Below are 11,788 nucleotides of genomic sequence, written 5' to 3'. Positions count from 1 at the left end.
CGGGGGAGCACGGTTCTCCGCGGTGCTCACCACAGGCACCGCACCGGACGGTGTGGGGGTCAGCTCATGCCATCACCCAGCGGATCACCCTGTCCGCGTCCGTCAGATCGGCCAGCACTCGCGTGGCGCCGGCCGCTTCGAGGTCCGCGGTGGTGCTACGGCCGGTCGCCACGCCGATGACCGGCACCCCGGCTGCACAACCCGCCGCCACGTCCGCGGGCGTGTCCCCCAGCAGTACGGCCTGGTCAGGTGGCACATCACCGGCGCGGCGCAGTGCAAGCCGCACGAGGTCGGCCCGCTCGTCCGCGTCCTCGCCGAAAGCGCCGGCGGTCCACTCGATGTGGCGGTCAAGCCCGAAGACGCCGAGCTTGATCTCGGCGACTGCCCGTACGTTGCCGGTCACAACGGTCTGCACGACGCCCGCCGACCCGGCCAACGAGTCCAGGAGCAGCGATGCGCCCGGCAATGCGACACCGCGTTCGCGCAGTTCCGCGGCGTGTCCGACGTGCGCGTCGCGGCCCACTCCGCGGGTGGCCACCAGGGTGTGGTCGATGTCCCACAAGACCAGCCGCATACGCCGTTTCCCCCGCCGCGCTCACCCGCGCCCGCCTGCACGCCGCGCACGCCCGCATCGATGCCGGCCTGCGGCCCCCGCTGTCCGAGTTCGACCTCACCCGCGGACCGGCCGGACTCGGCGCCTACTGGCTGCACCGCAATCCCGGGAGCGACCTCGTCCGCGACGTTCTCCACTACCTGGTCCGCCTCACCGAACCCGTCGATGTCATGATCCCGCCGGGAGGGGCGCGCCGGGCTGGTGGACAAGCGACCACCCTCCGGCCGGCACGACCCCGCGTACACCAACGGGCACGCCAACCTCGGCATGGCCCACGGCATCGCCGGTCCCCCGGCCACCTCGCGACCGCGATGCGCCACGGCATCACCGTCGACGGCCATTCGGAGGCCATCCGCACGATCCTCCGATGGCTCGACGCCTGGAGGCAGAACGGCCCGGCAGGCCCGTGGTGACCCGAGCGGATCACCCTCGACCCGCTGAAGGACGGCCGGCTCCCGCAGGGCGGCCCGGCCCGCCCCTCCTGGTGCTACGGCACCACCGGGCTGGCCCGCGCCCGGCAACTGGCCGCCCTCGCCCTCGGTGACACCGTCCGCCAGCGGGCCGCCGAGCACGCCTTGGCGCACTGCCTCGACGACCCCGTCCAGATGAGCCGCCTCATCGACCCCGCGCTGTGCCATGGCGTCGCCGGAGTCCTCGCCACCACCTGGTACATGGCCCGCGACGCGGCCGTCCCCGGTCTCGCAGAGCGCATTCCAGACGCCGCCCTCCTCGCCGAACTCGCCAGCGAAGAAGGCACCGCGGCCCGCAACCTCGGTCTGGCCGACCCCGCAGTGCGGTGGTCCGGCGCCGTCCTCTACGACGGCGGCACCCTCGCCTACCTCACCGCCCACGCCGCCACAACGCCCGACAACAGGCTCGCCCCCGGAACCCGCCTCACCCGCCCGAACACCCGCCTCACCATCAACTGGTGAGCACCAGCCACCATCCGACAACGGTCCCCGCGGCGCAGCCGCGGCTTGCGCCGGGAGGGGGCGGCGGGGCAGGGAATTATTTGCGGCGGAGGGCGATGTGAAGCTCGCGCAGGCGGGATTCGGTGACCTCGGAGGGGGCGCCCATCAGGAGGTCCTGGGCGTGCTGGTTCAGCGGGAAGGCAATGGTCTCGCGGATGTTCGGCTCGTCCGCGAGGAGCATGACCATGCGGTCGACGCCGGGCGCGATGCCCCCGTGCGGCGGCGCGCCATAGTGGAACGCCCGGAGCATTCCGCCGAACTCCGCCTCCACCACGTCCCGTTCGTACCCGGCGATCTCGAACGCCTTGTACATGACGGCCGGTTCGTGGTTACGGATCGCCCCGGACGACAGCTCGATGCCGTTGCAGACGATGTCGTACTGCCACGCCAGGATGTCCAGCGGGTCCTTCGTCTCCAGCGCCTCAAGGCCGCCCTGCGGCATGGAGAACGGGTTGTGCGAGAACTCGATCGCCCCGGTGTCCTCGTTGCGCTCGAACATCGGGAAGTCCACGATCCAGCAGAAGCGGAAGACGTCCTCCTCGAACTGGCCGGCCCGCTTGGCGGCCTCGACCCGCACCGGCCCCATGATCTTCGAGACCTCGTCGAACTCGCCGGCCCCGAAGAAGACCGCAGTGCCGGGCTTGGCCCCCACCGCGTCGACGAGCGCCGCCACGTCGTCCTCGGACAGGAACTTCGCGATGGGCCCGGTCAGCGCGTTGCCCTCGCCGACCCGCACCCACGCCAGGCCCTGCGCGCCGAGGGAGACCGCGTACTCGCCGAGCTGGTCGAAGAACTTGCGGGGCTGGTCCGCGGTGTCGGGCACCGCGAGGGCCCGGACGTGCTTGCCGGCGAACGCCTTGAAGCCGGAGCCGGCGAACACATGGGAGACGTCGACGAGTTCGAGCGAGGTGCGCAGGTCCGGCTTGTCGTTGCCGTACTTGAGCATCGACTCGCGGAACGGGATGCGCGGGAAGGGCGAGGTGACCCGGCGCCCGCCGCCGAACTCGGTGAACAGGTCGGTCATGACCTTCTCGATGACGCCGAAGACGTCCTCCTGCTCGACGAAGCTCATCTCCACGTCGAGCTGGTAGAACTCGCCGGGGGAGCGGTCGGCGCGCGAGTCCTCGTCGCGGAAGCAGGGCGCGATCTGGAAGTAGCGGTCAAAGCCGGAGATCATCAGCAGCTGCTTGAACTGCTGCGGCGCCTGCGGCAGCGCGTAGAAGCGGCCGGGGTGCACCCGGGAGGGCACGAGGAAGTCGCGGGCGCCCTCGGGGGAGGTCGCCGACAGGATCGGGGTGGCCATCTCGTTGAAGCCGAGCGCGGTCATCTCGCGCCGCAGGAAGGCGATGACCTGCGTGCGCAGCATGATGTTGCGGTGCATGCGCTGGCGGCGCAGGTCGAGGAAGCGGTTGGTGAGCCGCATCTCCTCGTTGGCGCTGTCCTCGGGGAAGACCGGGAAGGGCAGCGGGTCAGCCGCGCCGAGCACTTCGAGGGAGGTGACCTCGACCTCGACCTCGCCGGTCGGCAGCTCGGGGTTGACGTTCTCCGCCGAGCGGGCGACGACCCGGCCGTCCACCCGGACGACGGACTCCTTGGACTGGCTGCTGAGCTGCTCGTAGACGGGCGAGCCGGGGCGCACGACGAGCTGCGTGAAGCCGTAGTGGTCGCGCAGGTCGACGAAGAGGATGCCGCCGAGGTCACGGCGATTGTGCAGCCAGCCGGACAGGCGGACGTCGGTGTCGACGTCGGTGGCGCGCAGCTCTCCGCAGGTGTGTGACCGGTACCGGTGCATCGTGGGTTCGTCCAAGTCGTCAGGTCGTCGCGAGCGTGGGGGCCAGCACAGCCTACCGGCGCGGGGCGCGGATCCTCATCCGCGTATCCCCCGGCCGCTCCGGGTGTCCCCCCCGTCCCCTGCGCGTCCCGCCCCGGCTCCGGCGCGTCTCGCCCGGCCCCTGCGCGTCCCGCCCCGGCCCCTGCGCCTCTCGCCCGGGCTCCTCCGCCTCTCGCCGGCCCGTCGAGCGCCCACCCGGCGCGGACACGCTCGCCCGTAAGCACGCATACCCCATAAAATGGGCGGATGCGCACCGAGGACGTGCTCGCGGCCGTGGGCTCGGGCCTGTGGCAGTGGGACGAGGGCACCGGCGATGTGACGGTGGACGGTCGTGCGGCACGGCTGCTCGGGCTGCCGGACGGCGCCGGGACGTACCGCACCACCGTCGTACGGGCCTGCCTGCACGCCGCCGACTACGTCTCGCTCGCCGCCGAGGTGGACCTGGCCTCCAGCGAGGGCACGGTCGTGGAGTCCCTGGTGCGGGTCATCGGCGACGACGGCTCGGTGGTGCGTACGGTACGGGTCCGGGTGGCGCCGCACGGCGGGGTCGTGCGCGGCACCCTGTACGAGGTGCGCGGCGCCGGCGCCCCCGGCGGGCGGCCCACCCGGGACCGGCGGCGGGCCCAGGAGGCGTTCCTGCTGGACACCGGGCGGGCGCTGGCCGAGGCGGACTCCACCCGGGAGGTGCTGCGGGTCGCGGCGACGCTGTCGATGCCGGGCCTGTCCCCGGACGGCCTGGCGGTCTTCAGCGTGGACAGCGACCGGCTGCTGCTCATCGGCCACCACGGGCAGGACACGATCGACGCGAGCCTGATGGACATGCCGCTGTCCGCCGACTACCCGGCGGCGGTCGCCGCCCGCACCGGCCAGGCGGTCTACCTGCCGACGCCCGAGGCGTACGAGGAGCGCTTCCCGTCCACATGGCCGCTGGTCAGGCCGTACGGCAGGTCGTCGTGGTCGTATCTGCCGCTGGTGGTCGCGGGCACGACGATCGGCTCGTGGATGGCGGCCTTCCGCGACCCGGTGGACTTCACGCCCGACGAGCGGTCGGTGCTCACGACGGTCGCGCGGATGCTGGGCCAGGCGCTGTCGCGGACCGGCCAGCACGAGTCGGAGCGCGAGCTCACCGACGGCCTGCAGCGCACGATGCTGCCCTCGCGCAAGCCCGACGTCGCCGGGATGGCGGTCGCGGCGCGCTATGTACCCACCGGCGGCGGGCTCCAGGTCGGCGGCGACTGGTACGACGTGATCGCGCTGCCCTCGGGCCGTACCGCGATCGTGATCGGCGATGTGCAGGGCCATGACGTACGGGCGGCCGGGCTCATGGGCCAGCTGCGGATCGCGCTGCGGGCGTACGCGGCCGAGGGGCACGGGCCTGACGCGGTGCTCTCGCGCACCTCACGCTTCCTGGCCGGCGTCGCCGAGGACCCGCACGCGCCGGACGTGCGCTTCGCGACCTGCCTCTACGTCGAGATCGACCCGCTGACCGGGGCGCTGGACGTGGTGCGGGCCGGGCACCCGGAGCCGGCGGTGCGGCTCGGCGACGGCACGACGATCGTGCGGCGCACGGCGGTGGGGCTGCCGCTGGGCATCGAGCCGGACGCGGACTACCCGACCACCCGGATGGTCCTGGAGCCCGGCGAGGTGCTGCTGCTGTGCACGGACGGGCTGATCGAGAGCGGCGGCCACGACCAGGAGACCGGCTGGCATCGGCTGTCCGACGCGCTGGCCCGCGGCCCGGCGGGCGACCTTGAGGTGCTGGCGGACTCCCTGGTCGGCTCGGTGCTGGCCCCGCCGGCCACCCATACGCCCGGCCCGCTCTCCGACCGCCGCGAGGACGACATCGCGCTGGTCCTGCTGCGCCGCGACCCGGACGGGCCGACCTGCGCGGTGCCGGTGCGGCGCACGATCATGACCGTCTCGCAGGACGACCCGGGCCAGATCCGCTCGGCCCGCGACGACATCCGCGCGCTGCTGCACGACTGGTCCTCCGAGGACCAGGTCGAATCGGCCACCCTGCTGGTGTCCGAGGCCGTCACGAACGTCCTGGTCCACACCGACGGCGACGCCCTCCTGATGGCCCAGATCACCGGCATGCCCGGCACCCGCCGCCTCCACGTCGACGTCAGCGACTCCTCCGACGACATGCCCCACCCCCGCTCCCCCGGCGAACTCGCCTCCTCCGGCCGCGGCCTCCTCCTGATGGAAGAACTCGCCGACGCCTGGGGCGTCGACCCGCGCGGCGACGGCAAATCCACCTGGTTCGAACTCTACGAGGCCCCCTCCCCACCCCGGTGACCCTCTGCGGGTGCCGCACGTGGCCCGGTCCGCGCCCTCGGGCTGTGCGCATCACAGGAGGAAGCCCTTGATGAGATGACACAAACATGGTGTCATCGAAGCATGCTTTATCCGACCCCGGCCCTCGACGCCGCCGACCGCAGGGTCCTCGACGAGATCGCGGCCATGCGGCGCGACCTGGAACACTACGTCCGGCCACAGCAACGATGGACCAGGCAGCTCAGGCGCAACCTCACGGCCCGCGCCATCGCCGGGTCCAACACCATCGAGGGCTACGCGGCGACGGTGGACGACGTCGAGGCGCTCATGGTCGGGGAGAGCCCGCTCGACACCGACGAGGAGACGCGCCGGGAGATCGAGGGATACCGGCGGGCCATGACGTACATCCAGGCCCTGTCGGACGCCGGGCCTTCGTTCCGTTACGACACCGGGCTGCTCAACGGCCTGCATTACATGATCCAGGAGCACCGGCCGGAGAAGCGCCCCGGCCGCCTCCGCAAGGGCCCGGTCTACATCTCGCACCCGGACGACAAGTTGGTGCCGGTGTACACCGCGCCCGACGCGGCGGACGTACCCGCGTACCTGACCGAACTCGTCGACTGGCTCAACGGCGGCGACCTGGACATGCCGGTCGAGGTCCGCGCGTCCATGGCCCACCTCAACCTCGTCAAGATCCACCCCTGGGCCGACGGCAACGGCCGCATGTCGCGGGCACTGTCCACGCTGGTCTTCTCGCGGGAGGCCCTGATGCCGGCCGAGTTCTCCTCCATCGAGGAGTGGCTGGGGCGGGGCCAGAACACCTTCCGTTACTACTCGGTCCTCGAAGCGATGGGCGGGCCGACATGGAAGCCGGCGGGCACGGACACGTCCGCCTGGGTCAAGTTCTGCCTCGAAGCCCACCACCGTCAGGCCCAAGGCTCCCAGCGCCGGGTGGAGTTGCTGTCCCGGGCATGGGGCCGCCTCGTCGACGCAGCGGAGGAGTCGAGTCTGGAGGAGCGCGCGGCCTACGCACTCCTCCCGGCGTTCCTCGGCCAGAAGGTGCGCCGCAAGCTGTACCAGCTGGACGCCGAGCTCAGCGATCAGCAGTCGATCCGGGACATACGGCAGATGGTCGCGCTGAAGTGGCTCGTGGCTCATGGCGAGGCCAGGGGCCGCTACTACACCGCCGGCCCCCGCCTCTCCCCGCTCGTCGCGGACGTCCAGCGCGAAGTCCGCCCCTTCCGGTCGCCGTACCAGCCCTGAGGCGCGTCATCCCCTGGCCTGAGGTGGCGGTAGCCGGTCCTCGGGGGACGGCCAAGGGGGGCCGGGCCATTCGGGGGTGGGGATGAGGGTTGTGGGGGCGGCTGCGGGGTGGGTGGGCCAGGTGGCGGAGACCATCACGGGGCGGGTGCGCAGGGTGCCGGGGGTGGTGTGTTGGGTGCGCAGGACGAGGCCGAGGGTGGGGCTGGCGGGGGTGGCGTGGGGGCCGTAGGTGAGGTCGATGACCTCGTGCGCGTGGGCGAGGGTGAGGAAGCGTTCGAGGTCGGCGGGGACGCAGCCGGTCAGTTCGCGGCCGAAGAGGGTCACTTGGGGGCCGCGGGCCGCGTCGACGGCGACGCAGAGCAGCTGGTCGTCGTCGAAGTAGGCGCGCAGGGTGGGCGCTTGGGGCGCGGTGCCGAACTCCACGCCGAGGAGCGCGGGGAACCGGGGGTCGGCTGCCGGGAACAGCCGGGGCTCGGGCATGTCGGGGAGGGCGTGGACGACGTCGGCGAAGCGCATGCCGAAGTCCAGCGGGCCGACGCTTGTGCGCGGCGTCAGTTCCCACTCCCACCTCGCGGGTGTCCGCGGCGGGGGCGGCGGCAGGGGCGGGCGGGTGCGTTTCGCGGCGGCCGGGCGCGGGGGTAAGCGCCGCGGGCCGGGGACGTCGGGGATTTCGGGCATGGCGGAACTCCGTCCTGAGGGTGGTGGGGTGGTACGGGCTCACGGCCCCACTACGCACCCGCGTACGCAGGTTTCCGCCGGCGGCCTGCCGCCCCGGTCACGGGACGCACCCGTCCCAGGGCGTACGGGCATGGCCGCACAGTGCACTTCCCGCGGTCACGTAGTAACGTGCGAACTACGATAGACCATGCGGTGTCACACGTGCTACCGGTCCTGGTGGGCCGCCGGATTCACCTCGGGGCGCACGGCGCATCGACGCAGGAGGGGACCCTCATGCCGCCCAGAAGCAATCCGAGCGCACGCCAGCAGCGCCTGGGTTCGGAGCTGCGCAAACTACGCGAGGACGCCGGCCTGACCACCGAGCAGGCCGCGGCGCTGCTGGACACGAAGCGGACCGTCATCTCCAGCTCCGAGGCCGGGCGGCACGGGGTCAGTCCCGACCGGGTGCGGCGCATGGCCTTCCGCTACGGGTGCGCCGACCAGGCGCTGGTCGACGCGCTCGTCGCCATGTGCGGTGACCGCACGCCGGGTTGGTGGGAAAACTTCCGCGGCGACGTGCCGCCGGGCTTCCTCGACATCGCCGAACTGGAATGGCACGCACGGGGCTTGCGCGTCAGCACGATGACGCACATGCCGGGCCAGCTCCAGACCGAGGACTACGCGCGGGCCCTGTTCGCCGCCGCCGTCCCGGAGTTGCCGGCCGCCGAGTTCGAGGCGCGGGTCGCCCACCGCGTCCAGCGCGGCCGGGTCCTCGACCGCCCCGACGCCCCGCCGTACGAACTCGTCGTCCACGAATGCGTCTTGCATACGCAGGTGGGCGGACCGGCGGTGCTGCGCGCGCAGTTGGGCCACCTCATGGCCGCCGCCGAGCGCCCGAACGTCACCCTCCAGGTGCTGCCCTTCTCCGTCGGCGCCTACCCGGGCTCCGGCCAGGGCGTCCTCTACGCCCGCGGCCCGGTCCCGCGCCTGGACACGGTGCTCACGGACCGCATCGTGGCCGGCGAGTTCCACCACACCGAGCCGTACCTGCACCGATTCCGCCTGCACTTCGACCAGGTCCAGCGCCTCGCCCTCCCCCCGGCGGAATCCCTCGCCCGGATGCACGCCCTCGCCTCCCGCCTCTAGGAGACCCGCCGTGCCCGACATCACCTGGGAAGCGCCCTTCTGCCAGGACGCGAGCAACTGCTTCCGCCTCGGCACCGACCCGGACGGCAACGCGTACATCGCCGTCCAGGGGGAGGAGGAGCACTACCTGACGGACTCCCTCGACGCCCTCCGCGCGCTGGTCGCCGGCATCAAGGCCGGCAAGGCGGATCACCTGCTCTGAGGCGTATGGCGGCTCAGCCGCCGTCCGCGAGGGTGAGGCCGGCGACGACGGACTTGCCGCGGTGGGGCCGGGGAACGACCGCCCAGGCGGCGGCGAGTGCGTCGACCAGGAGCAGGCCGCGGCCCGACTCGGCGTCCAGCGGCGGCGGCTGCGTACGCAGCACCGGCCTCGCGGGGGACGGGTCGGATACGGCGAGCCAGTAGTGGCCGTCCGCCGGCCAGAGGACGAGCTCGACGACATCGTCGGCGGCGGCACCATGACGCACGGCGTTGGTCACCAACTCGCTCGTGAGCAGGCTCATTTCGGCGTGCAACTGCGGTCGCAGCCGATGCGGCAGGTGCTCGGCGACGGCGTCGCGGGCGCGCTTCACGGAGGCGGGGTGCGCGGGGAAGCGCCACAGGGAGGGCACGTCGGGGATTTCGGGCATGGCGGAACTCCGTTCGGGGGGTGGGGTGTTGGTGGCTGCGGATGCGCTGCGTACTCGCCCGCGCAGAATCCCGCCGGTGGCATGCCGCCCTGGTCGCGGGCACACCCGTCCCAGGGCGGACGGGCATACCCACGCGGTGCGCTTCCCGCGGGATACGCGTAGTAACGTGCGTACCACAGTAGGGCGGTGGGGCCATTTTTGCCAGACGATGCGTCAGATTGGCCTCGGACGAGTGCCTATGCTCGAAGCGGCCCCGTCCACGACGTCAGGCAGAGGGAGCGGCATGGGACAGCGGACCGTCCTTACCGAGCGGCAGAAGCGCCTGGGAAGCGAGGTGCGCAGGATTCGCATGGCGGCGGGGATGTCGGCGGAGCACGCGGCGGGATTGCTGGGTGTGGACCGCAGCCGGCTGTCCAACATGGAGTCCGGGGTACGCGCCATCAGCGCCGAACGCCTACGCAAGCTGGCGCTGAACTGCGACTGCACCGACGAGGCGTACGTCAACGCGTTGGCCGACATGGCCGAGCCGCGACATCCGGGGTGGTGGGAACGCTACCGGGGCAGCCTGCCGCAGGGCTTCCTCGACATCTCCGAGGTGGAGGCGGGTGCCGTACGCCTCCGGGGAGCCAACACCGTTCACGTCCCGGGTGTGCTCCAGACGCCCGAGAACGCCATGGCCATTTTCCGCGCCGTCGTCCCCAAGCTCCCCGAGCACGAGGTCGCGTTGCGGCTGGCCCACCGCTCAGAGCGCCAGCAGGTGATCACCGGCGACGACGCGGTCCCGTACGTGGCGGTCATCCACGAGGCCGCTCTCCGCATGCAGTTCGGCGGCCCGGATGTGGCACGCGCTCAACTCGACCACCTGCTCGGTGTCTCCGAGCGCGACAATGTCACCGTCCTGGTACTCCCCTTCGCCCGGGGGGCGTTCCCGGGCGCAGGGCAAACCGTCGTCTACGCCGAGGGTCCCGTGCCCCGACTCGACACAGTTCAGGTGGACAGTTCCCACGGGCCCGCCTTCCTCTACGCAGAAGCGCAACTGGCGAAATACCGGGCGCAGCTCGATCTGTTGGAAGAGTTGTCCCTGTCCCCGGAGCGTTCCCGCGACTTCATCCGCGAGATCACACGCGAACTCTGAGGAGACCAGCCCACATGCCAGACATCACCTGGGAAGACCCCTTCTGCGGCGAGGGCAGCTCATGCTTCCGCCTCGGCACCGACGCGGACGGCAACGCCTACATCGCCGTCAACGGCCAAGAAGAGCACTACCTCACCGACTCCCACGACGCACTCCGCGCACTCATCGCCGACATCAAAGCCGGCAAATCAGATCACCTGCTCTGAGGCGGGTCAGCGGTGGGGCCATTCGTTCGCTCCCCGGGCCGAAATGGGCGGGCCGCGTGCTCAGGGCCAGGTCATGACGATCTCGCGGCCGAAGTTGGCGTAGCCCGCGCGGTGGAAGGCCGCGGCCATCGGGGTATTGCCGAGGTCGGTCGCCGCGCGGATGCGGGGGGCGTCCGCCGCGGCCAGGACGCGGGTGCCTTCGGCGAGGATTTCGTCGATGCGGCCCCGGCCGCGGTGGGCGGGCAGCACCGCGAGGTAGGCGATGATCGGGTTGTAGCCGTTGTGCGCCGGGAGCACGAAGCCGACCGGTTCGCCGGTGGCGGGGAGGACGGCGACCCGCCACCATGCGCGGGGGCTGGTGTAGCGGGCGAGCTCGTCCTCGAAGTGGGTACGGGCCACGGCCTCCGGCGGCATACGGGTGAGGTCGGCGCGGCTGTGGGCGTCCAGCGTGCCGGTCAGGGCGTCCGTCATGAGGGCGACGATCTCCGCCTCGTCGCGCGGGGGGCGGAAGGCGAGGCGGGCGGCCGGGGCCCCGGCCGGGGCAGGGATCGGCGTGCCCGGGCGCCATTCCATGCGCAGCCGCTCCACGAAGAACTGCGCGCCGGTGCGTTCCGCGACGGCCATCCGCACCTCGACCCCGGCCCGTACGGCCGGCTCCTCCCGCCAGCCGGGCGGGACGTAGCGGCCGTACTCGGGCAAGGCCGTGCCCGGGGTGAGCGTCGCCGCCATGGCCGTACGCAGCAGGTCGGCGCCGACGTCCACGCGTACGTCGGGCGGCAGGGCGTCGTCGACGTCCAGGATGTCGAGGTGGGACGGGACGCCGGCGCCGAGCCGGCCCCACCACGCCGCCCGGGCCAGCAGGCGCTCGCCGTCCAGCGCGACCCACATCCACTCCGGGCGGCGGTGGCCCTGCGCGAGGTCGTCGGCCAGTTCGTCGTCGAGGAGGTAGGGCAGGCGGCGGAAGAGGTCCAGTTCGGCGGCGCCGGCGAGCGGGCGGAACGTCAGGGGGGTGCGGGCGGTGGCGTCGATGTCCGGTTCCTCCGGTGGTGGGCGCGGCGGG

Annotated in this window: 12 protein-coding genes; 7 read left to right on the top strand and 5 right to left on the bottom strand. The window is 72.3% G+C overall.

Annotated features, from left to right (window positions below):
- Nucleotides 1-64: 64 nt before the first annotated feature.
- Entirely contained in the window at nucleotides 65-574 is a 510-nt protein-coding gene (locus HCN08_RS06845) for an HAD hydrolase-like protein (RefSeq protein ID WP_167981954.1), read from the bottom strand.
- A 461-nt stretch (nucleotides 575-1,035) separates the two neighbouring features.
- Between HCN08_RS06845 and HCN08_RS35085 the strand changes: the two genes are divergently transcribed.
- Entirely contained in the window at nucleotides 1,036-1,545 is a 510-nt protein-coding gene (locus tag HCN08_RS35085) for a lanthionine synthetase LanC family protein (RefSeq protein WP_322974291.1), read from the top strand.
- Nucleotides 1,546-1,621: 76 nt separating this feature from the next.
- Here HCN08_RS35085 and aspS read toward each other — a convergent pair whose 3' ends face one another.
- The gene (aspS, locus tag HCN08_RS06835) at nucleotides 1,622-3,376 is read right to left on the bottom strand and encodes an aspartate--tRNA ligase (RefSeq protein WP_167982073.1); all 1,755 of its coding nucleotides are present in this window, start codon (nucleotides 3,374-3,376) and stop codon (nucleotides 1,622-1,624) included.
- A gap of 285 nt (nucleotides 3,377-3,661) precedes the next feature.
- On the opposite strand from aspS, the gene HCN08_RS06830 reads away from it, so the two are divergent.
- Together HCN08_RS06830 and HCN08_RS06825 are read left to right on the top strand one after the other, a co-directional pair.
- Complete coding sequence (locus HCN08_RS06830; RefSeq protein WP_167981953.1) at nucleotides 3,662-5,713, top strand: ATP-binding SpoIIE family protein phosphatase; 2,052 nt, start codon at nucleotides 3,662-3,664, stop codon at nucleotides 5,711-5,713.
- A gap of 102 nt (nucleotides 5,714-5,815) precedes the next feature.
- The gene (locus tag HCN08_RS06825; protein ID WP_167981952.1) at nucleotides 5,816-6,955 is read left to right on the top strand and encodes a Fic family protein; all 1,140 of its coding nucleotides are present in this window, start codon (nucleotides 5,816-5,818) and stop codon (nucleotides 6,953-6,955) included.
- A 6-nt stretch (nucleotides 6,956-6,961) separates the two neighbouring features.
- Here HCN08_RS06825 and HCN08_RS34730 read toward each other — a convergent pair whose 3' ends face one another.
- Nucleotides 6,962-7,633, bottom strand: a complete 672-nt coding sequence (locus tag HCN08_RS34730) for a hypothetical protein (RefSeq protein WP_206318429.1) — start codon at nucleotides 7,631-7,633, stop codon at nucleotides 6,962-6,964.
- Nucleotides 7,634-7,906: 273 nt separating this feature from the next.
- On the opposite strand from HCN08_RS34730, the gene HCN08_RS06815 reads away from it, so the two are divergent.
- Nucleotides 7,907-8,758 (top strand): helix-turn-helix domain-containing protein, encoded by an 852-nt coding sequence (locus HCN08_RS06815; protein WP_167981951.1) that lies wholly within the window; start codon nucleotides 7,907-7,909, stop codon nucleotides 8,756-8,758.
- 10 nt (nucleotides 8,759-8,768) lie between these two features.
- A complete protein-coding gene (locus HCN08_RS06810) occupies nucleotides 8,769-8,960 on the top strand; it encodes a hypothetical protein (RefSeq protein WP_167981950.1) in 192 nt (63 codons plus the stop codon).
- Between the two features lie 13 nt (nucleotides 8,961-8,973).
- Here HCN08_RS06810 and HCN08_RS06805 read toward each other — a convergent pair whose 3' ends face one another.
- On the bottom strand, nucleotides 8,974-9,387 hold the full coding sequence (locus HCN08_RS06805; RefSeq protein WP_167981949.1) for an ATP-binding protein: 414 nt from the start codon (nucleotides 9,385-9,387) through the stop codon (nucleotides 8,974-8,976).
- Between the two features lie 283 nt (nucleotides 9,388-9,670).
- Between HCN08_RS06805 and HCN08_RS06800 the strand changes: the two genes are divergently transcribed.
- Entirely contained in the window at nucleotides 9,671-10,522 is an 852-nt protein-coding gene (locus tag HCN08_RS06800; RefSeq protein WP_167981948.1) for a helix-turn-helix domain-containing protein, read from the top strand.
- A gap of 14 nt (nucleotides 10,523-10,536) precedes the next feature.
- Complete coding sequence (locus HCN08_RS06795) at nucleotides 10,537-10,728, top strand: hypothetical protein (RefSeq protein ID WP_167981947.1); 192 nt, start codon at nucleotides 10,537-10,539, stop codon at nucleotides 10,726-10,728.
- A 60-nt stretch (nucleotides 10,729-10,788) separates the two neighbouring features.
- Here the strand turns inward: HCN08_RS06795 and HCN08_RS06790 are convergent, their stop codons facing one another.
- Nucleotides 10,789-11,616 (bottom strand): GNAT family N-acetyltransferase, encoded by an 828-nt coding sequence (locus tag HCN08_RS06790; protein ID WP_240969812.1) that lies wholly within the window; start codon nucleotides 11,614-11,616, stop codon nucleotides 10,789-10,791.
- Nucleotides 11,617-11,788 lie beyond the last annotated feature (172 nt).

Origin of the sequence: Actinacidiphila epipremni (assembly GCF_012034175.1) — a bacterium.
Classification (GTDB): Bacteria; Actinomycetota; Actinomycetes; order Streptomycetales; family Streptomycetaceae; genus Actinacidiphila; species Actinacidiphila epipremni.
The sequence above is the reverse complement of the archived record's forward strand: the minus strand, read 5'-3'. Positions and strand labels throughout refer to the sequence as shown.

Excerpts from the sequence above, each read along its gene's own strand:
- HCN08_RS06845 (WP_167981954.1), bottom strand. The coding sequence starts at position 574 with ATGCGGCTGGTCTTGTGGGACATCGACCACACCCTGGTGGCCACCCGC.
- aspS (WP_167982073.1), bottom strand. The coding sequence starts at position 3,376 with ATGCACCGGTACCGGTCACACACCTGCGGAGAGCTGCGCGCCACCGAC.
- HCN08_RS06830 (WP_167981953.1), top strand. The coding sequence starts at position 3,662 with ATGCGCACCGAGGACGTGCTCGCGGCCGTGGGCTCGGGCCTGTGGCAG.
- HCN08_RS06825 (WP_167981952.1), top strand. The coding sequence starts at position 5,816 with ATGCTTTATCCGACCCCGGCCCTCGACGCCGCCGACCGCAGGGTCCTC.
- HCN08_RS34730 (WP_206318429.1), bottom strand. The coding sequence starts at position 7,633 with ATGCCCGAAATCCCCGACGTCCCCGGCCCGCGGCGCTTACCCCCGCGC.
- HCN08_RS06815 (WP_167981951.1), top strand. The coding sequence starts at position 7,907 with ATGCCGCCCAGAAGCAATCCGAGCGCACGCCAGCAGCGCCTGGGTTCG.
- HCN08_RS06805 (WP_167981949.1), bottom strand. The coding sequence starts at position 9,387 with ATGCCCGAAATCCCCGACGTGCCCTCCCTGTGGCGCTTCCCCGCGCAC.
- HCN08_RS06800 (WP_167981948.1), top strand. The coding sequence starts at position 9,671 with ATGGGACAGCGGACCGTCCTTACCGAGCGGCAGAAGCGCCTGGGAAGC.
- HCN08_RS06795 (WP_167981947.1), top strand. The coding sequence starts at position 10,537 with ATGCCAGACATCACCTGGGAAGACCCCTTCTGCGGCGAGGGCAGCTCA.
- HCN08_RS06790 (WP_240969812.1), bottom strand. The coding sequence starts at position 11,616 with ATGTGGGTCGCGCTGGACGGCGAGCGCCTGCTGGCCCGGGCGGCGTGG.